Below are 20,441 nucleotides of genomic sequence, written 5' to 3' on the forward strand. Positions count from 1 at the left end.
CGCCAAACAACGAGGCCCTGTAATCGATAACAATTTATTGATGACTACGATTTATTGATAACGATAACTTGTTGAGCATCACGGTGAGAAGTTAACAATAAACCAACAACATTTCCGGCATCAACGTAGCCTTCGGTAGGAAACATCGGTGAGTCAAAAAAATGGGCGGGAAGATAAAACCCTAAGAAAAATAAGGTAAATTATTTTATTTCAATAAGTTATAAAAGTACCAGCGACTGTGTAGCGCCAATTATGATTATTGGCATTTGCTATGCTAAATCGTTCATAAAAAGTGCTAAATTGTGACGTAAACTGGCAATCCTATAAGTGTTTATCACAAAATAGTTAACGTGCTAAAATGAAATTTGATATATGTCAACAGAACCGTAGATTTATCAGCAGGCAAAATCTGTGCTTACTGTTATGTTGCTGTTAATAAGGTTAAACTGTGCGCCACTTTGAGCGCAGTTAAATTAGCGCCACGCTCACCCGCTAGCAGTACCTCTAAGCGGGTAGAGAATGAACACCAGTAACGCATTTACGTACTTGAGTCTGACGTTGAGCGAGAGCGTAGTTTACCTCGGTAAGCTCCAGGGAAATACCCGGAATAACTGGCGTTGTAGCCAGCGGGCCAGCAGGGTATGACAGCGACTTCTGTACTTCCGATTTCTATAATTTAAGTTGGCAATTTTAGGTAGCAAACATGCAGACGCCGCACATTCTTATTGTTGAAGACGAGCTAGTAACTCGTAATACCCTCAAAAGCATTTTTGAGGCGGAAGGATACGTTGTTCACGAAGCCACTGATGGCGCAGAAATGCACCACATTTTGTCCGAGAATGACATCAATCTGGTGATCATGGACATCAACCTGCCAGGAAAGAACGGCCTGTTGCTGGCACGTGAACTGCGCGAGCAAGCCACCGTTGCCTTGATGTTCCTCACCGGCCGCGACAATGAAGTCGATAAGATCCTCGGTCTGGAAATCGGTGCGGATGACTACATAACCAAACCGTTCAACCCACGTGAACTGACGATCCGCGCACGTAACCTGCTGTCACGTACCATGAATCTGGGCAGTGGTACCGAAGAGCGTCGTCTGGTGGAAAGCTATCGCTTCAACGGCTGGGAACTGGACATCAATAGCCGTTCTCTGATTAGCCCGGCTGGCGAACAATACAAGCTGCCGCGCAGTGAATTCCGCGCCATGCTGCACTTCTGTGAAAATCCGGGCAAGATTCAGTCTCGTGCAGAATTGCTGAAGAAAATGACGGGTCGTGAGCTTAAGCCACACGACCGTACCGTTGACGTCACCATCCGTCGTATCCGCAAGCACTTTGAATCCACAGCTGATACGCCAGAAATCATCGCGACGATCCACGGCGAAGGTTACCGCTTCTGCGGCGATCTGGAAAATTAATTCCCTCAGCCGGAACAGGCTTCTGTTCCGGCTGTTTTCCCTTCTTACCGTACGTTATTCACTCTTTCCCCACGGCATAACCGGCACCGCGCTTAACGCATTCTTCGGCGAACCATCGACTAAGCGATCAGAGTAAGCGAGATAGATCAGCGAATTACGCTTTTGATCGTAAAACCGAACGACCTGCAACTTCTTGAAAACCAGCGATGTTCTTTTCTGGAATACCACGGAGCCGCGATCGCCACCGTTTTTGATTTTATCGGACAGCGTAATCGTCCCAACCTGCTGACAGGAAATCGCGGCGTCCGCCGTGTCCTCCGCCAGCCCTAACCCGCCCTTGATTCCGCCTGTTTTGGCTCGGCTAATGTAGCAGGTCACATTGGATACATCCGGATCGTCAAACGCTTCCACTACGATCTTATGATCTGGCCCCAGTAGCTTAAAGACCGTATCGACAGATCCAACTTCTTCCGCACTGACAACGCTGGCGGTAGATAGCAATAGCAGACCCGCTCCCATGATGCGCTTTATATTCATATTTCAGGTCCTGTGACAATTCATAACAAACGATTAATAACCACAATTAAAAAGGGGATGAGCAAAATAAACCACTATAATCTCCCTCCTTATCCAAATTACCTGCGGAACATTTTCAAAAATCTTCGGCAGTACCAAAGTGAAAATATTGCTATGATGCGGGATCTCAATACGCTCGCGCTCAATGTGTTTGATGAGGAAGATTATGGATCAAGCCGGTATCATACGTGACTTGCTTAACTGGCTGGAAAGCCATCTCGACCAGCCGCTATCACTCGATAATGTGGCGGCGAAAGCGGGTTATTCCAAGTGGCATCTGCAAAGAATGTTCAAAGATGTGACGGGCCATGCCATTGGTTCATATATCCGAGCGCGGAGATTGACCAAAGCGGCGGTTGCTCTCTGCCTGACCAGTCGCCCTATCCTTGATATTGCCCTGCAATACCGTTTCGATTCGCAACAGACCTTTACCCGCGCGTTTAAAAAGCAGTTTGCCCAAACGCCAGCGTCTTATCGTCGTTCCGATAATTGGAATACTTTCGGCATTCGTCCGCCGATCCGGCTTGGTGCATTTACCCTGCCGCAGCCGCAGTTTATCACGCTGCCAGAGACGCAGCTGCTTGGGCTAACACAAACCTATAACTGCCGTCTGGAGCAGATTTGTAACTTCCGTACGGAAATTCGCGTCCACTATTGGCGTCAGTTTTTAGGAGAGACCTGCTCCGTTCCTCCTGTACTTTACGGGTTGCATCATTCACAGCCGAGTAAAGAGAAAGACGACGAGCACGAAGTGCTCTACACCACCGCGCTGGAGCCACAGTATCTGCCCGATGACGTCCACACTGGCGAACCCATCACGCTACCAGGCGGCGACTACGCGATGTTTGTTTTTGAAGGGCCAAATGACGAGCTACAGGATTTTATTATCAGCCTGTATGACACCTGTCTGCCGACCTTCCAGCTCACGCGCCGCAAAGGGTTTGATGCCGAGCGTTTTCACCCTAGCCGCGATACAGACGGGGAAATACCCGCTATCATCCGCTGCGAGTATTTTATCCCCATCCAACATACCGAACCGCTCTCAGCGCTGTAACTCATCCAGTGCCGGAATATCCAAATGCGAAATATCTCCGGCCGTTTCCACCACCCATCCGGGTGCTAGCCACGGGCTTTGCTGATAATCAATGCGCGACAGGGAACAGTTGCGCAGACGCAAGCGCCGTTCAGCCGATGCGGGTAACCCCAGAACCGTACTCAGCAAGCACCCCAGCGCCATCCCGTGGCTAACCAGCAAAGGACGACTTCCCGCTGGCAACGCCAGACAACGTTCCAGAACACCGTGCATGCGCAATGCCACATCAGCCATCGATTCGCCTTCCGGGATGCGGCCATCGGGCGTGCCATCCACCAGCCCTTTACGCCATTTTTCTTCCCCGTCGGTCAGCGAATCCAAATCGCGGGCTTCTAAGACGCCCATGTTCAATTCACGTAACCCGGGCTCCAGGATTATCTGGCAATCACCACAAGATTTAGCGATGATTTCTGTCGTCTGACGCGTTCTTCCGAGATCGCTGGTAAAAATATGCGTAATCCCTAACGTCCTGATTCGTCCAGCAACTTGCTGTGCCTGTTGCTCACCTCTTGGCGTCAGCGCACTGTCCGATTGACCTTGAATACGTCGAGCCACATTCCATTCCGTTTCGCCGTGGCGAACAAGATATACCTGTAACATGGTTATTTTCCGTTATACTGCGTCAAATTAACTAAAGGTACGAAACTGTTATGTATCACGTTGTTGCTGCAACTACCAACCCGGCAAAGATTAAGGCTATTACTCTGGCATTCACCGATGTCTTTGGTGCAGAAAACTGCCGCATCGAAGGCGTTGACGTCGACAGTGGTGTCCCGCGCCAGCCTCTTGGCTCTCTCGAAACCCGTACGGGCGCCAGAAACCGCGTCATGATGGCACGCCAGGTGCGTCCAGAAGCCGATTTTTGGGTCGGTGTCGAAGCAGGCATTGAAGAAAGCATGACTTTCGCCTGGATGGTGATCGAAAATGCTCACCTGCGTGGCGAATCACGTTCTGCAAGCCTGGTTCTTCCAGAAAGTATATTACATGGTATCCGTGAAGGGCGGGAATTAGGCGATGAAATGGAGCGTTTGACGGGCGTTCAGAATATTAAACATAAAGGTGGTGCCATCGGCGTCTTCACCGACGGCAAATTATCACGCACTAGCGTGTATCATCAGGCATTGCTGCTGGCACTTGTGCCGTTTCATAACCCGATCTATCAGATTCCCGTTCAGACAGCGAAACAGTAATCGTTACGCGTCGTCACTCAACGGCTTATCTGCCGACAGCAACTGCGCTTCCAGCCAGCTTTTTAACGCGGGGGGCGCGGCTTTCAGACTGTTTGAACCGCGCGTAATCGTCGCAATGCCCGCACCTAACTCGCTTTTCAGCTCACGCTGGCTCATTTCACCCCGCATTAGCTCCTGTATAATTCGCACCCGCGTTCCCAACGCTGTACGCTCATCCGGCGTTAGCAGGAGTTGAAGCAGCGGCAATTGAAGATCCTCCGCAATAGACTGCTGCAATAGCGCGACAAAGCGTAACCAGTGCTCATTGTCTTGTTCAGAAAGTGCTGGGTCGATAAGCGATAACGGAGTCATAACGGGCTGCCATACTATTTAACTAGTACGGCAGCATAACACAATTCCAGGCAACGATCGCAACGCAGCGTCTCAATAACGCCGCTGCCATTCCGCATCCGTCAGTACATTAGCTGGCTGATTAAGGAAATAGCGATAGAAGACGTCATAAGCCAGCACATTTTTCACGTAACCCCGTGTTTCCGAAAACGGAATGCTTTCGATAAACGCAACGGGATCGATGCGCCCAGCGCTGTTTCTCAGCCAGGTATTCACACGCGATGGCCCGGCATTATAAGCCGCGGAAGACAGAATGCGGTTACGGCCAAATGTCTGGTACACGTACTCCAGATAGCTCGTCCCTAACAGGATATTGGTTTCGGGATCGAACAACTGGCTGCTGTTCGTATAGAACGTGATATTGCTCATTTTGGCCGTATGCTGCGCCGTAGCGGGCATCAACTGCATCAGGCCCGATGCACCAACTGGGGAACGTGCTTTCGGGTTCCAGGCGCTCTCCTGACGAGCAATCGCCATTGCATAGCTCTGGCTAATACCTTTCCCCTGCGTTTCACGGCGGAATTCATTATTCCAGGCCAGCGGGAAGCGCTCTTCCAGATGATCCCACAGCTTCGCGACAATCGTCGCCTGTACGCTCAAATCGGACCAGCGCTGTTCAAACGCATAGCGAGCCAGTGCTTCCTGCTGCGGTTTGCTGCGATTCGCCACCAGCCCGACCCATTCGCTGCGCGCCAGATTATCCATCTGCCAGAACATCAACTCCCGCACGCGGGTGATTTCCGGTAGCTGAGACAGGGAAGGATCCGGCTTCACCGCCGTCATGATAGTAATGGGGTAGCGCTCGTTCAGTTTCTGCGCCGCCGCCATCGGATAGAACCCACGTTCCTGCATCAGGCTGCGTAATAGCGCCTCGCCTTCCTGACGTTTGCCCTGATCCAACAGCGCCGCCGCGTGCCAGTAGCGCCATTCGTCTTTCTGTAACGCCTCCGCCGGTAAACGCGCCATCCAGCTTGTTAGCCCCTGACGATCGCCTGCACCCAACGCCATACGTACGCGGCGCTCCAGCAACGTAGTCGACGTACTCTTTCTCACTACGTCATCCCGCCACTGCGCCTGCTCTGGCGTGGCATCGTTGCCCATCAAACGCCAGGCGATGGTTTCTTCCATTGCCTGACGATCTGCGGCACTCATTTTCTGCAAACGGACAATAACCGGCAGCATTGAACGAGCATTATCAGCATCCTGACGCGCCGTGCGCGTAAAGGCTGACAGCGTGACTTTACGCGTAAAATCTGTCGGTCCAACGGTACGGGCGAAGCTCTCCAGCGAATTCGGATCGTTCTGGAGTTTCAGTAACGCATCGCCCATCGTTTTATAATCGTCGGGTAACTGCTTGATGAGATAGCTCACCAGACTGCCGCTGCCTTCGTCCATTGCCAGACGTGCGCGTTCCAACACCGTCAGCGGTGTCTGTTCGCCTGCCTGCTGCCAGACGGAGAAGAGTTTATCGCACACGGTAGGGAGCGAGCGTCCTGTCAGCCAGATATCACGCGCGGCTTCCCACACGCCCTGACGCTGACCGGTTGCCCACTGGGCGTAATAAAAGTTACAGCGGGCGCTGACCGGCTTCGGCGGCTGGGGGCTAAATGCCAGCAGCCCGATCCAGTCCTGACGACGCGCCAGTTCATTCACAAAGCTGGTAGAGAGATTACGGGCGGGCGGCAACGTCGGGTGCGTTGCCATAAACTGCTTCACCTGCGTCGCACTGACCTGACTCAGATCCTGCGTGAGCGAACGGTATTCAAGATAAGGATAAAGTGGGTAACTGCGCAGTGTCGGCATCAGTTGCGCCACAGTGTCCATCTGGTTGCTGTCCCATGCTTGCTTAACCTGCTGATAGCGCTGACGCTGTTCGTCCAGAGAATCCGCCAGCACATGGCCGGAAAACCCAGCCAGACATATCGCCGAAACGGCGTACCACCAATGACCCGCTTTTATCACCTGCATTAACCTCATCCGTTATCGAACTTGCTATCGGCATCCTTCATCATATCGATACCCCTATCCTATACCCAAAATAATTCGAGTTGCGTGAAGGCGGCAACTGCATGACAAATTCGTCGGGAACGAATTTGACCAGCCAAAGGCTGGCCTTCGGTGAGAGACAGGATGTCTCTCATTTCATCCCCAGGAGCTTACTCAGGTAAGTGACTGGGGTGAGTAAGGGCAGCCAACGCACAAGCAGCTTGAAGTATGACGGATATATCGGGCAGATCCAGTGTGGCACATCATGCCAGACAACGATATGCCGATCCGCAAACCGATTCTGAAATTCATCAGGCGGGCATAGGTCTCAGATCGGCCACGGCAAATCGCCGGATAGCTGGGATCGCAGGCTGAAAACCGCTACACTTCATACTTAGAGTAATGCGCTTAGAATAATCGATCCGCTGCCAGGGTATTTCCTTAGCGGCGATTTAGTATTAGGTAACACAGTGCTACATATGGTCACCCGCTTATGGTGACAAATCATAGAGATAAGAGAGAGGCGAAGTCGCAACGTGGCTCAATATGTTTATACCATGCATCGCGTCGGTAAGGTCGTACCGCCGAAGCGTCACATTCTGAAAAACATCTCCCTCAGTTTTTTCCCCGGTGCCAAGATCGGCGTGCTGGGTCTGAACGGAGCCGGTAAATCAACGCTGTTGCGTATTATGGCTGGCATTGATACGGACATCGAGGGCGAAGCTCGCCCACAACCTGGAATCAAAATCGGCTATTTGCCGCAGGAACCGCAGCTAAACACGGAGCACACCGTTCGTGAATCCGTAGAAGAAGCGGTGTCTGAAGTCGTGACCGCACTGAAGCGTCTTGATGAAGTCTATGCGCTCTATGCTGAGCCGGATGCAGACTTCGATAAATTGGCCGCAGAACAAGGCCGGTTGGAAGAGACCATTCAGGCGCATGACGGTCATAATCTGGACAACCAGCTAGAGCGCGCCGCCGATGCGCTGCGTTTGCCTGAGTGGGATGCGAAAATCGCCACCCTGTCCGGGGGCGAACGTCGCCGTGTGGCACTGTGCCGTCTGCTGCTGGAAAAGCCGGACATGCTGCTGCTCGACGAACCAACCAACCACCTGGATGCCGAATCTGTCGCCTGGCTGGAACGCTTCCTGCACGATTTCGAGGGCACCGTGGTGGCAATTACCCACGACCGTTACTTCCTCGATAACGTAGCAGGCTGGATTCTAGAGCTGGACCGTGGCGAAGGTATTCCGTGGGAAGGCAACTACTCTTCCTGGCTGGAGCAGAAAGATCAGCGTCTGGCACAGGAAGCCTCTCAGGAAGCGGCACGCCGTAAATCCATTGAGAAAGAGCTGGAGTGGGTGCGCCAAGGCGCGAAAGGCCGTCAGTCCAAAGGTAAGGCACGTCTGGCACGCTTTGAAGAGCTGAACAACACCGAATACCAGAAACGTAACGAAACCAACGAACTGTTTATTCCGCCAGGTGCTCGCCTCGGCGATAAAGTGGTGGAAGTCTCCAACCTCAGCAAGTCTTACGGCGAACGTCAGCTCATCGACGGGCTGTCTTTCTCCGTACCGAAAGGCGCAATTGTCGGCATTATCGGCCCGAACGGTGCTGGTAAATCGACTCTGTTCCGCATGATGTCCGGTCAGGAACAGCCGGATGGCGGCACAATTGAGCTGGGTGAAACGGTGAAACTGGCGTCAGTCGACCAGTTCCGTGATTCGATGGACAACAGCAAAACCGTCTGGGAAGAAGTGTCTGGCGGGCAGGACATCATGCGTATCGGCAACACCGAAATGCCAAGCCGTGCTTACGTTGGCCGTTTCAACTTTAAAGGGGTTGATCAGGGCAAACGCGTTGGCGAGCTATCCGGTGGTGAACGCGGCCGTCTGCATCTGGCGAAGCTGTTGCAGGTAGGCGGCAACGTGCTGCTACTCGATGAACCTACCAACGACCTGGATATCGAAACCCTGCGCGCGCTGGAAAACGCCCTGCTGGAATTCCCTGGCTGTGCCATGGTGATCTCGCATGACCGTTGGTTCCTCGACCGTATCGCAACGCACATTCTGGATTATCAAGACGAAGGTAAAGTGGAATTCTTCGAAGGTAACTTTACCGAGTACGAAGAGTACAAGAAGCGTACGCTGGGTGCCGATGCGCTGGAACCACACCGCATCAAATACAAGAAAATCGCTAAATAAGCCGTCATCGAACGTGATAAACAAATGGCCCGCATTGCGGGCCATTTTTCTTTCCAATACTGCTTCACTTACCTAATCAGAACGTTTCCCAGTTTTGACTATCGCTACCTTTGCTACTGGCTCCAGCGAGGGCCATCGCTGGCGCTAAGCGCGGTTGCGGCGCAGCCTTCGGCAAGGATGATTTCAGTCTCTGAGCCACGCCAGCCAGTTTGAATACCGCGACAGCCTGCGTCAGACGTGCAGCCTGTTCTTCGAGTGAAACGGCTGCTGCCGAGGCTTCCTGCACCAACGCCGCATTCTGCTGCGTCGCACTATCCATTTCAGACACGGCCTGACTCACCTGACCAATGCCACGGCTCTGTTCGTCAGAAGCGGAAGCAATTTCACCCATGATGTCGGTCACGCTGACAACCGCGCGGACAATCTCACCCATGGTTGTGCCCGCCTGAGACACGAGCCCAGATCCGGTATCCACCAGCCTGCTCGATTCGCCAATCAGCCCTTCAATCTCTTTCGCTGCCTGTGCACTACGCTGTGCCAGACTACGGACTTCACCCGCCACCACGGCAAAACCACGCCCTTGTTCACCCGCCCGCGCGGCTTCTACCGCCGCGTTCAGCGCCAGAATATTGGTCTGGAAAGCGATACTATTAATGACGGACGTGATTTCGGAAATACGGCGTGAACTGGTAGAAATATCCTGCATGGTATCCACCACATTCTTCACGATCTGTCCGCCCTTCTCCGCTTTTTCAGAGGCATTTTTTGCCAGCTGGCTGGCGTGATGGGCATTGTCGGAGTTCTGTTTCACCGTCGCGGTCAGCTGTTCCATGCTCGCTGCGGTTTCTTCCAGCGCGGCCGCCTGCTGCTCGGTGCGCGAAGAGAGATCGACGTTACCCGCCGTAATTTCTGACGATCCTTGATAGATCGAATCCGCACCTTCGCGCACGATCGTAACCGTATCCGTCAGTTCCGCCTGCATGCTCTGGATATTCGTCCCCAGAGTGCCGATCTCATTACGTCCCATCACCATCGGCGGCTGTGTCAAATCACCCGCCGCGATCTTCTGAATACGATCAACCAACCTGTTGATTGGCGCGAGGATCACATTACGCACCATGATGTAGGCCATGATCGCCATAATAATAGCCAGGGCAAATGAGCCCGCCATCATCCAGTAACCCAGTTTGGCATTATCTGCCGCAAGATGGTTGATATCCTGCGCAGCCTTTGTCAGTTCACCCACTTTTTTACGCACTGGGATACTAAATGCTTCATCTAACGTGCGTGTGAGTGAACCTTCCAGTGAAATAAGATCTTCAAATTCCCCGTCGCTTGTCGCTTTCTGCATAGCCAGAATCGCGTTATCACGGTAGTTCGCGTATGACTTAAGAATTTCATCATCCAGCGCTTTTTCGCTCTCCAGTTTGTCTGGGCGCGCGATATATTCATCCAAACGCTTCTGTGAAGCTCTGACTCGCCCAACCGCTTCTGCGGAAGCCGCCTTGAACACCGTATGATCGCTAATACGGTTTGCAGCGCCGGCCTGAATGAACAGTAATCTGGCAACCCGCAGTTGATCGAGACTACTGCTGATACCAGCTCGGATATCAGACAATTCATTAGCCTTATCCAGGGAATCATTACTCTGCTTTAAGAAATAGCTCGCTGTGCCAATAGAAAGCGCAAATAAAATCAGGATAATTGAAAAAAGAGTAATAAATAACGAAACGAGACGTATATTGTTGATATAACTCAACTTCTCTTTTTGAACAGACATCGGTTGCATTCTCATTTTCACCATCACTGGTCTATATTATCTCTGCCATTATTGGTGCGGCAGAGCCCAGATATCATTGTGACAATCACGCCACGCAGGACAAACCTTTCATAAAAAAGTCAAAAGGAACCAAGATTGTTATCGGCATTTTCAGTCTAAAACGTACTTAAAATAAGTTGATAGAAATCACGTTTCAATAAAAATTAAAAAATACCTATAAAAATGAAACAAAAATATTATAGGTACGGCAATCTCTACTGCTTTTTCAAAAACGCTGAGTAATCATCCAACGCGCGATGCTGTAAAACAAAGTCGATAAAACATGCCAATGCGGGCGAATTCAGCTTGCGGCTGGGGTAGACCAGATAAAGCTCGTTGGCTTCCACCTTCCAATCCGGCAGGACCTTGACCAGTTTTCCAGAAACGGCTTCATCCAGACAGAGAAAATCAGGCAATAGCGTAATCCCCGCCCCCGCAATGGCGCACTCCCGGGCGTAAAGCAGGTTATCCGTGATATGCGAATCGGGTAGTAGCCAGCGATAGAGTTCCGAACCGCGATGAAGGAGCCACTCCGTCCAGGCATGATGCGCAATACAGCGGTGTTGCTGGAGCTGCTGTGGGTGGAGTAATGCCGAGTGCCGCGCCAGATAGTCAGGCGATGCCAGCAAATATCGCGGAGTTTGCCCAAGCGAACGCCCGATAAGTGAAGAGTCATGAGGCTTACCGGTACGAAAAGCGACATCAAAGCCCTCCTGCACCAGATCGATCACATCATCTGAAATCAGCACATCCAGCGATACCGCCGGAAAGCGCTGCTGAAACTCGGCGGTGAGTCGCGCCAGCAGCGTAGAACCTAATCCTGCCGGGCTGGTGATGCGCAGTCGCCCGCTGGGGTTATCACGCAGGCGCTGTACGGCGAGATCGGCACGCTCACTGGCTTGCAGCATCTCCTGACAGTGAATCAGGTAGCGCTCGCCTGCAAACGTCAGATTGAGCTGGCGCGTCGTTCGGTTCAGCAACCGCAGGCCGATCTGCTGTTCAAGCTGGCTAATACGCAGGCTCAGGCTGGATTTTGCCAGCCCGGCTTTACGCGCCGCCTGTGTAAAACTGCCACACTCGGCTACCAACGCAAACAGCGCCATATCCTGCAACTGTTTAAACATTATTGTTCACCTCAGACGAACACTGCATTATTTATTGTCCATCTTATCAGTCCTATCTCCGTGTTCTACACTTGGTTTTATTCAAAAACATGTCTTATTCACAAGACCGCATTCCGAAAATAATGAGGAACAGACCATGACCGCTCATGCGATAGCCGTTGATCCACAACAGCCAGAAAATTTCATTGCCATCACGCAGGACATCCCCGAGCCCGGTGAATACGATCTGTTGATCGGCGTAAAAGCCATTTCCGTCAATCCGGTGGATACCAAAGTTCATGCTGGATTACGTCAAAATGGATTACAGCAGCCCCGAATTCTCGGCTGGGATGCCAGCGGCGTCGTGCTGAAAACCGGCAGCGCCGTGAGCCACCTTCAGGTAGGCGATGAAGTCTGGTACGCCGGCGACATCACCCGTCCCGGCAGCAACACTACCCATCAGTTGATTGATTCACGCATCGTAGCGCGCAAACCCGTGTCGCTGGACTGGGCAGCGGCCGCCGCACTGCCGCTCACGGCGCTGACTGCATGGGAAGGCTTATTCGAGCATCTGAAAATACAGCAGGCCGACAGTGAGAAAACGCTGTTGATTATCGGCGGCGCAGGTGGTGTAGGCTCTCTCGCGATTTCTCTGGCGGCATTGCGCAGTTCAGCAAACATCATCGCCACCGCGTCACAGCCGGACTCGGCAGAGTGGTGCCGCCAGCGCGGTGCCCATAAGGTCGTCGATTACCGCAATCTGGTCGAGTCTCTGGAAAAAGAAGGGATCAAACAGGTCGATTATATTTTCTGTCTGAACGACACGGACGGCCACTGGGATGCCATCAGTAAACTGATCGCGCCGATGGGGCACATCTGCACCATCGTGGAAAACAAAAATCCGCTCGACCAAACGGCGCTGAAACTCAAAAGCGCAGCGCTGCATTGGGAATTAATGTTTACCCGCAGCATGTTCACCACACCGGATATCGCGGAACAGGGGAATATTTTGCATGAAGTCGCACAGTTGGTTGATGCAGGAAAACTTCAGGGAACCGCCAGCGAAACGCTGGAAGGGTTAACGGTAGACACGCTGAAGCAGGCTCACGGTAAAGTGTTGGAAGGGCATATGCGCGGCAAGATCGTTATCGCGCTGTAATAACGCAGCCAGCCCAATTTGGGGCTGGCTGTTTATTCACTGATTAACGCTATTCACCGATTAAAGTGAATTAGAACAGCAGACGGGCACGAATGGTGCCAGGAATTGCCTTCATCAGTTGCAGTGCCGTTTGCGCACCGTCAGTTTCGACGTCAATGACCACATAACCAATTTCAGGTGTCGTTTGCAGATACTGCGCGGCAATGTTAATGCCCTGCTCAGCAAAGATCTGGTTAATTTTGGTAATCATGCCAGGACGGTTTTCATGGATGTGCAGCAGGCGACTGGCGCGTACGCCATGAACGGGCAGTGATACTTCCGGGAAATTCACCGCAGACAGCGTAGAACCGTTATCTGAATATTTCGCCAGCTTACCGGCGACTTCATCACCGATATTTTCCTGCGCTTCCTGCGTGGAACCACCGATATGTGGCGTCAGCAGCACGTTATCAAACTCACACAGCGGTGACAGGAACGGATCGCTGTTGGTTGCCGGTTCCTGTGGGAATACGTCAATCGCCGCACCGGACAGATGCTTGCTTCTCAACACTTCGCACAAAGCAGGAATATCAACCACCGTGCCGCGAGCGGCGTTAATCAGGATTGAGCCAGGCTTCATCAGCGCCAACTCTTCCGCCCCCATCATATCCTGCGTGCTGTCATTTTCCGGCACGTGCAGGCTCACCACGTCGCTCATATTCAGCAGGTCGGACAGGTGGCGCACCTGCTGAGCATTACCCAGCGGCAATTTACTTTCGATATCATAGAAGTAAACGTGCATACCCAGGCTTTCAGCCAGAATACCTAACTGCATACCGATATGGCCGTAGCCGATGATCCCCAGCTTTTTACCGCGTGCTTCAAACGATCCCACAGCCAGCTTGTGCCAGATACCACGGTGCGCTTTCGCGTTGGCCGCTGGGATACCGCGCAGCATCAGCAGCATTTCGCCGATCACCATTTCTGCCACGGATCGGGTATTGGAAAAAGGTGCGTTAAATACCGGGATACCGCGTTTGGTCGCGGCCGACAGTTCAACCTGATTAGTCCCGATACAGAAACACCCTACCGCGATCAGTTTTTCCGCAGCAGCAAAAATCTCTTCTGTCAGATGGGTACGCGAGCGGATACCCACAAAATGCGCATCGCGGATGGAGGCTTTCAGCGCCTCAGGATCCAGCGCGCCTTTATGGAACTCGATGTTGGTGTAACCCGCTGCACGCAGGTTATCCAGCGCGCTCTGATGCACGCCTTCCACTAACAGAAACTTAATCTTGTCTTTTTCCAATGATACCTTTGCCATTTCCCGACCTTATTTTCAGACTTCAAATGTGACAGAGTGCTCAATAGCTTCTGCCAACATAACAAAAATTACGCAGTCAGCAATACAAACGATTGCTTCGCCCAAATCGCGCCACAGACGAGCGCGCCTGATTTATGGCAAAAAATACTGCCAAAGATGTGCATCGCCATATCGGCGATAAACAAAATAAGAAAATGTGATATTAAGTACCAAAAATGAGCTATTAACTAAATAGATTTTTTTAGCTAAAAAATTTCTGACGTGGGCATCCGCCACGTCAGAACGATCATGAACTCATCTAACGACGGTTTTTACACCATCAGCCGTGCCGACTAACGCAACATCTGCACCGCGGTTGGCAAACAGCCCAACGGTCACAACGCCAGGGATTCCATTAATGTGGTTTTCTACCGCGACCGCATCCATGATATTCAGGTTGTGTACATCCAGAATGACGTTGCCGTTATCCGTCAGTACGCCCTGACGATAGACCGGCTGCCCGCCCAACTTCGCCAGTTCACGCGCCACGTAAGACCGCGCCATCGGGATGACTTCGACCGGCAGCGGGAATTTGCCCAGCACATCAACCTGTTTGGATGCATCGACAATGCAGATGAACTGGCGCGACAGTGCTGAAATGATTTTCTCGCGGGTCAACGCTGCACCACCGCCTTTGATCATCTGCATGTGCCCGTTGATCTCATCCGCGCCATCCACGTAGACATCCAGCGAATCCACATCATTAGCGTCAAAAACGGGGATGCCCAGACTTTTCAACTTTTCCGTCGAGGCATCCGAACTGGAAACCGCGCCTTTGATTTGATGTTTTATCGAACCCAGCGCATCAATAAAGTGTGCTGCCGTCGATCCGGTTCCTACTCCCACAATCGTGTCTGGGCGGACGTAGTCGAGCGCTGCCCATCCCACTGCTTTTTTCAGTTCATCTTGCGTCATAATCTGCTTCTGGCCTGTAGAATCGATATACGAAAACGTGTGCGTATTATAGAACATGCACGTTGGGGAAAGCGTGCAAATTCACTTCACCGCCGATGCATTATTTCATGCACATCATTCCACACCTACCCTGCTGAATCGTGATTGCGCACAATAGCCAAAATAAGATTTCTGCATGGCAAATCTGCAAAATGTGGCATAGTGAAAAAAAACAGACTCATTCAGAGGATTTTGACTTTCATGAAACGCCCGGACTATCGAACGCTTCAGGCTCTGGATGCCGTCATCCGCGAGCGTGGTTTTGAACGCGCTGCCCAAAAACTGTGTATTACCCAATCTGCCGTTTCGCAGCGTATTAAACAGCTGGAAAATCTGTTCGGCCAGCCGCTGTTGGTCAGAACCATTCCACCTCGCCCGACGGAACAAGGGCAGAAGCTCTTGGCTCTGCTGCATCAGGTCGAGCTGCTGGAAGAAGAGTGGCTGGGCAATGAAACCAACAGCGATATCCCGCTGCTGCTGTCGCTGGCGGTGAACGCCGACAGTCTGGCAACCTGGCTGCTGCCTGCGTTACAGCCGGTGTTAGTCGATTCACCGATTCGGCTTAATTTGCAGGTAGAAGATGAAACGCGCACTCAGGAAAGGCTGCGCCGGGGTGAAGTGGTTGGTGCGGTGAGTATTCAATCTCAGCCGCTGCCAAGCTGTCTGGTGGATAAACTGGGCGCGCTGGACTATCTGTTTGTCGCCTCACCGGCCTTTGCAGCACGCTATTTCCCGAATGGCGTGACGCGCTCGGCGCTGCTACGCGCACCGGCGGTAGCCTTCGACCATCTGGATGATATGCATCAGGCTTTCTTACAGCAGAACTTTGATTTGTCACCGGGCAGCGTCCCTTGCCACATCGTGAATTCGTCGGAAGCCTTTGTACAACTGGCGCGCCAAGGCACGACCTGCTGCATGATCCCGCACCTGCAAATCGAGAGAGAGCTTGCCAATAACGAGTTAATCGACCTGACGCCGGGGCTGTTTCAGCGCCGGATGCTCTACTGGCACCGCTTCGCGCCGGAAAGCCGGATGATGAGAAAAGTAACGGACGCCCTGCTCTCGCACGGTCATCAGGTACTGCGGCAGTCATAACGTACTGAGAAAGTATAAAGAAGAACAGGCCTGTCTGAGCAGGCCTGTTGGTATTATCAATGGTTTACGCAACCCTGTTTTAGCGCGAGCATTACTGCGTACGCAGTAGCTCAAACACGACATCCACCTGATCGTCAAAGTGAATGGTTTGCTGTTCATAGGTTTGCGCCGCTTCGCTTTGCACCGCTGCATCTGCCGTTTTAAACATCCGTGCCATTGGCATCGGCTGATAGTTGGCAACGTGATAGCGAACGCTGTAGATCGGCCCCAGCTTGGCGTTGAAGCCCTGCGCCAGTGCTTCCGCCTGACTCGTCGCCTGCTCGATGGCTTTCTTACGCGCGTCGTCACGATAGGTTTCTGGGTTAGCAACGCCTAATTCTACCGTGCGAATCTCATTCAACCCCGATTTCAGCGCCCCATCCAGCAGCTCGTTCAGTTTATCTAGCTGGCGCAGCGTCACTTCCACCTGACGCACGGCACGATAGCCTTTAAGCACCGAACCACCCGTTTTCAGATAGTCATATTCTGGCTGCGTACGTAAATTGGCAGCATTAATATCTTTCTTCTCAATGCCGTTTTTACCCAGAAAATCAAAATATTGTGCAACGCGGGCATCGACCTGCTTTTTCGCTTCCGCCGCATCCTTCGATGACACACTCACTTCAATCGCCAGACGCGCGATATCCGGTGTCGCATCTACGCTGGATGTCCCTGACGTCACGATATGCGGGCCATCCGGCAATTCCGCAGCCTGCGCAGCTATCGACACACCGCCAAATCCTATCGCAGCGGCCAGCGCCAGCGCATTGAGCTTCATCATACCTCGCTTCACACTCTCTCCTTACTTATGTTTCGTCACGCATGCCGCAGGCAGATTGTCTGTGCCAATAGATTGTCTGCACCAACACGGAATCTTCCAGAATGAAAGAGACAGGACGGATTGTTTTACCGACCAACATAACGCATTACCAACTCCATACAATATAGGTGAATTTCTGAAACACAGCCTAAGGGGAGGTTATTTATTTCCAATCATTACTGCCAACCGTGACGCGCCAATTGCAAGCCAATGCCCCACATCACTACGCCGACAAAAAAGTTGATGACCCGCTGTACCCGCGGCGTATTCAGCCACGGCGCCAACCAAGAGGCCAATAGCGCCAGCGCAAAGAACCAGGTGAAAGATGCCGTCATCGTCCCCAGCGCGAACCAGCTTCGGGCATCGTCCGCAAACTGGCTTCCCAGACTCCCGAGCACCACAAAGGTATCCAGATAGACATGCGGATTCAGCCAGGTCACCGCCAGCATGGTCGCAATAATGCGCCAGCGGCTTTGTTTCATCACTTCCGCACTGGCCAGCGCAATATTCTTGCTGAAGGCCGTTTTCATTGCTCCCCAGCCGAACCAAAGCAGAAACGCAACACCGCCCCAAGTCACGGCCCCCAGTAGCAATGAGGACTGACTAAGTAACGCGCTGCCGCCAAAAATACCGGCGGCAATCAGCACCATATCGCTTAAGGCACATAACAGTGCCACCATCAGGTGATACTGCCGGCGAATACCCTGATTCATCACAAACGCATTCTGTGGCCCAAGAGGCAGAATCATCGCCGCCCCTAACAGAACGCCCTGTAAATAGACCGCCCACATACTTCTCTCCTACGCCGTTTATTGTTGTCGCGGGGAGTGTATGGAAGCCGATTAGATAAGTGAAATTGAATATTCTAACGCTACATTAGCTACGCTAATGCGCTGAAATCAGAGGAAGGAAACGTTAGATGAGAGGACGAGCTCTGACGATGCACCATGCCGATATCAGAACATGGTGCATATTTAGCGGATTATGTCAGCGCGCTTACTCTGGCTGTTTCGCTTCGGCGCTAAGCTATGTAGAGGCTACGTTATGCAGAGGGTGCATCGTTATGCAGGTGCACATCCATCTGCGGATAAGGAATGGCAATACGGTGCTCATCCAGCACGCGTTTAAAGCTTTCCAGCAGATCCCAATACACCGCCTGCGCATCGCCGTTGGTTGTCCACACCCACACCACAAAATTCAGCGATGACGCCGCCATTTCATTCAGACGAATCGTGACGCCTTTGTCGTGCTGGATGCGTTCATCCGCCGCGACAATATCGCCCAGCAGCTTTTTCACCACGTCGATATCGGCATCATAGGCTACGCCAACAATAATTTCGGTGCGACGATCAGGCTCACGCGAGCTGTTGATGATGTTGCCAGCAATGATTTTGCCATTCGGTACCACGATGATTTTACCGTCAGACGTGCGCAACGTCGTCGAGAAGATCTGTACCTGCGTAACCGAGCCGGACACGCCGCCCAAGTCCACCCATTCGCCGGTACGGAAAGGCCGGAAAATCACCAGCAAGACGCCCGCAGCAAAGTTGGCTAACGACCCCTGTAATGCCAGACCGACAGCCAAACCCGCGGCACCCAATACCGCAATCACCGATGCAGTCTGTACGCCAACCCGGCTCAATACCGCAATCAGCGTGAACGCGATAATGCCATAGCGCACCAGCGCAGACAGGAAATCTGCCACAGTTGAATCGATAGAACGGTTGATCATCACTTTATTGAGGGTGCCAGAGACGATCCGTGCGATCACCAGACCAACGATGAGGATCACTAATGCTGCGACGATATTCACGGCATACTGCAAAAACAAGTTCTGGTGTGTCACCAACCAGTCCCCTGCCTGATCCAACCCCGTATTAAGTTCTTCCATTTGAACGCTCCTGTTTTTTAATCACTGAGAAATCATAACGTCCATAACTGAAACCGCAACATTGAGTCCCAAAAGCCCCAAAAATTAAGGCTCCCGTAGGAGCCTTAGCATCAAATCATGTTTATACCCGTCATACTTCAAGCTGCATGTACGTTGGCTTTCCTCGCTCCCCCCAGTCACTTACTGATGTAAGCTCCAAGGGACTCACTGCGTCGCCGCCTTCCTGCAACTCGAATTATTTAGGGTATACGTCGTCTGACTTACAGCACGTCAACAGCATTAAGCTCTTTGAAGGCTTGTTCCAAACGAGTCACCATGCTTGCCTGAGAGGCACGCAGCCACACACGCGGATCATAGTATTTCTTGTTCGGCTGATCGTCGCCTTTCGGGTTGCCCAATTGGCCTTGCAGATACGCTTCGTTTTCTTTGTAGTATTTCAGGATACCTTCCCACGTTGCCCACTGGGTATCGGTATCGATGTTCATTTTCACTACGCCGTAGCTAACGGAATCTTTAATTTCCTGAGCGCTGGAACCAGAACCGCCGTGGAATACGAAGTCCAGGCTGTTGTGCGGCAGGTTATGTTTCTTGGAAACATATTCCTGAGAATCACGCAGGATGGTCGGGGTCAGCTTCACGTTACCTGGCTTGTATACGCCATGCACGTTACCGAAAGAGGCAGCGATAGTGAAACGTGGGCTGATCGCGTTCAGCTTGGTGTACGCGTAGTCAACGTCTTCTGGCTGGGTGTACAGCGCAGAAGCATCCATGTGGCTGTTATCCACACCATCTTCTTCACCACCGGTGCAACCCAGTTCGATTTCCAGGGTCATATCGATTTTGGCCATACGCGCCAAATATTTAGAGCAGATCTCGATGTTCTCTTCCAGAGATTCTTCAGACAGGTCAATCATGTGAGAAGAGAACAGCGGTTTGCCAGTAGCAGCAAAGTGTTTTTCACCCGCGTCCAGCAGGCCATCGATCCACGGCAGCAATTTCTTCGCGCAGTGGTCTGTATGCAGAATCACCGGCACGCCATAATGTTCAGCCATTTGGTGCACATGATGAGCGCCAGAAATCGCACCCAAAATTGCAGCCTGCTGACCTTCTGCTTTCAGGCCTTTACCCGCGATGAATGCGGCACCGCCGTTAGAGAACTGAACGATGACTGGCGCGCGCACTTTGGCTGCGGCTTCCAGCACAGCATTGATTGAGTCGCTACCGACACAGTTCACTGCTGGCAAGGCGAATTTGTTTTCTTTTGCTACTGCGAAAACTTTCTGAACGTCATCACCAGTGATGACACCGGGTTTTACGAAATCAAAAATTTTAGACATGTTACGTGTCCCGTTTCGTTGGC

At 52.1% G+C, this 20,441-nt stretch carries 18 protein-coding genes; 6 read left to right on the forward strand and 12 right to left on the reverse strand.

Annotated elements, in window-relative coordinates:
- Positions 1–703: 703 nt before the first annotated feature.
- Complete coding sequence (gene arcA, locus EIP93_RS19360) at positions 704–1,420, forward strand: two-component system response regulator ArcA (protein ID WP_010300511.1); 717 nt, start codon at positions 704–706, stop codon at positions 1,418–1,420.
- A 54-nt stretch (positions 1,421–1,474) separates the two neighbouring features.
- Here the strand turns inward: arcA and creA are convergent, their stop codons facing one another.
- Positions 1,475–1,957: a protein CreA gene (creA, locus tag EIP93_RS19365; RefSeq protein ID WP_039501584.1), complete on the reverse strand. Its 483-nt coding sequence runs from the start codon at positions 1,955–1,957 to the stop codon at positions 1,475–1,477.
- A 205-nt stretch (positions 1,958–2,162) separates the two neighbouring features.
- On the opposite strand from creA, the gene robA reads away from it, so the two are divergent.
- Positions 2,163–3,050 (forward strand): MDR efflux pump AcrAB transcriptional activator RobA, encoded by an 888-nt coding sequence (gene robA, locus EIP93_RS19370; protein ID WP_103861919.1) that lies wholly within the window; start codon positions 2,163–2,165, stop codon positions 3,048–3,050.
- On the opposite strand, the gene gpmB is transcribed toward robA, so the two are convergent.
- Complete coding sequence (gene gpmB / locus EIP93_RS19375; RefSeq protein ID WP_010300521.1) at positions 3,039–3,689, reverse strand: 2,3-diphosphoglycerate-dependent phosphoglycerate mutase GpmB; 651 nt, start codon at positions 3,687–3,689, stop codon at positions 3,039–3,041. The genes robA and gpmB overlap by 12 nt on opposite strands.
- Before the next feature lie 50 nt (positions 3,690–3,739).
- On the opposite strand from gpmB, the gene yjjX reads away from it, so the two are divergent.
- Positions 3,740–4,279 carry an inosine/xanthosine triphosphatase gene (gene yjjX / locus EIP93_RS19380; RefSeq protein ID WP_005973177.1) on the forward strand — a complete coding sequence of 180 codons (540 nt, stop codon included), beginning with the start codon at positions 3,740–3,742 and terminating at the stop codon, positions 4,277–4,279.
- 3 nt (positions 4,280–4,282) lie between these two features.
- Here yjjX and trpR read toward each other — a convergent pair whose 3' ends face one another.
- Positions 4,283–4,630: a trp operon repressor gene (gene trpR / locus EIP93_RS19385; RefSeq protein WP_014916720.1), complete on the reverse strand. Its 348-nt coding sequence runs from the start codon at positions 4,628–4,630 to the stop codon at positions 4,283–4,285.
- A 72-nt stretch (positions 4,631–4,702) separates the two neighbouring features.
- On the reverse strand, positions 4,703–6,637 hold the full coding sequence (sltY, locus tag EIP93_RS19390) for a murein transglycosylase (RefSeq protein WP_125233141.1): 1,935 nt from the start codon (positions 6,635–6,637) through the stop codon (positions 4,703–4,705).
- Between the two features lie 554 nt (positions 6,638–7,191).
- Here sltY and ettA point away from each other — a divergent pair.
- Positions 7,192–8,859 carry an energy-dependent translational throttle protein EttA gene (ettA, locus tag EIP93_RS19395; RefSeq protein WP_072012442.1) on the forward strand — a complete coding sequence of 556 codons (1,668 nt, stop codon included), beginning with the start codon at positions 7,192–7,194 and terminating at the stop codon, positions 8,857–8,859.
- A gap of 76 nt (positions 8,860–8,935) precedes the next feature.
- Here the strand turns inward: ettA and EIP93_RS19400 are convergent, their stop codons facing one another.
- Both EIP93_RS19400 and EIP93_RS19405 read right to left on the reverse strand, forming a co-directional pair.
- Entirely contained in the window at positions 8,936–10,639 is a 1,704-nt protein-coding gene (locus tag EIP93_RS19400; RefSeq protein WP_125233142.1) for a methyl-accepting chemotaxis protein, read from the reverse strand.
- Positions 10,640–10,893: 254 nt separating this feature from the next.
- The gene (locus EIP93_RS19405; protein WP_103861922.1) at positions 10,894–11,802 is read right to left on the reverse strand and encodes a LysR family transcriptional regulator; all 909 of its coding nucleotides are present in this window, start codon (positions 11,800–11,802) and stop codon (positions 10,894–10,896) included.
- A 136-nt stretch (positions 11,803–11,938) separates the two neighbouring features.
- Between EIP93_RS19405 and EIP93_RS19410 the strand changes: the two genes are divergently transcribed.
- A complete protein-coding gene (locus EIP93_RS19410) occupies positions 11,939–12,940 on the forward strand; it encodes a zinc-binding alcohol dehydrogenase family protein (protein WP_103942175.1) in 1,002 nt (333 codons plus the stop codon).
- A gap of 70 nt (positions 12,941–13,010) precedes the next feature.
- On the opposite strand, the gene serA is transcribed toward EIP93_RS19410, so the two are convergent.
- The gene (gene serA, locus EIP93_RS19415) at positions 13,011–14,243 is read right to left on the reverse strand and encodes a phosphoglycerate dehydrogenase (RefSeq protein WP_039469952.1); all 1,233 of its coding nucleotides are present in this window, start codon (positions 14,241–14,243) and stop codon (positions 13,011–13,013) included.
- 294 nt (positions 14,244–14,537) lie between these two features.
- A complete protein-coding gene (rpiA, locus tag EIP93_RS19420) occupies positions 14,538–15,197 on the reverse strand; it encodes a ribose-5-phosphate isomerase RpiA (RefSeq protein WP_125233143.1) in 660 nt (219 codons plus the stop codon).
- A gap of 240 nt (positions 15,198–15,437) precedes the next feature.
- On the opposite strand from rpiA, the gene EIP93_RS19425 reads away from it, so the two are divergent.
- Positions 15,438–16,331, forward strand: a complete 894-nt coding sequence (locus EIP93_RS19425) for a LysR family transcriptional regulator ArgP (protein ID WP_102118500.1) — start codon at positions 15,438–15,440, stop codon at positions 16,329–16,331.
- Positions 16,332–16,422: 91 nt separating this feature from the next.
- Here EIP93_RS19425 and EIP93_RS19430 read toward each other — a convergent pair whose 3' ends face one another.
- From EIP93_RS19430 to fbaA, 4 genes are all read right to left on the reverse strand, one after another.
- A complete protein-coding gene (locus EIP93_RS19430) occupies positions 16,423–17,148 on the reverse strand; it encodes an oxidative stress defense protein (RefSeq protein WP_103861989.1) in 726 nt (241 codons plus the stop codon).
- A gap of 218 nt (positions 17,149–17,366) precedes the next feature.
- A complete protein-coding gene (gene argO / locus EIP93_RS19435) occupies positions 17,367–17,981 on the reverse strand; it encodes an arginine exporter ArgO (RefSeq protein ID WP_103861924.1) in 615 nt (204 codons plus the stop codon).
- Positions 17,982–18,232: 251 nt separating this feature from the next.
- Positions 18,233–19,081: a small-conductance mechanosensitive channel MscS gene (gene mscS / locus EIP93_RS19440; protein WP_103861925.1), complete on the reverse strand. Its 849-nt coding sequence runs from the start codon at positions 19,079–19,081 to the stop codon at positions 18,233–18,235.
- Between the two features lie 260 nt (positions 19,082–19,341).
- Positions 19,342–20,418: a class II fructose-bisphosphate aldolase gene (gene fbaA, locus EIP93_RS19445; protein WP_039487408.1), complete on the reverse strand. Its 1,077-nt coding sequence runs from the start codon at positions 20,416–20,418 to the stop codon at positions 19,342–19,344.
- Positions 20,419–20,441 lie beyond the last annotated feature (23 nt).

The organism is Pectobacterium versatile (assembly GCF_003932035.1).
In the GTDB taxonomy this organism is placed as follows: Bacteria; Pseudomonadota; Gammaproteobacteria; order Enterobacterales; family Enterobacteriaceae; genus Pectobacterium; species Pectobacterium versatile.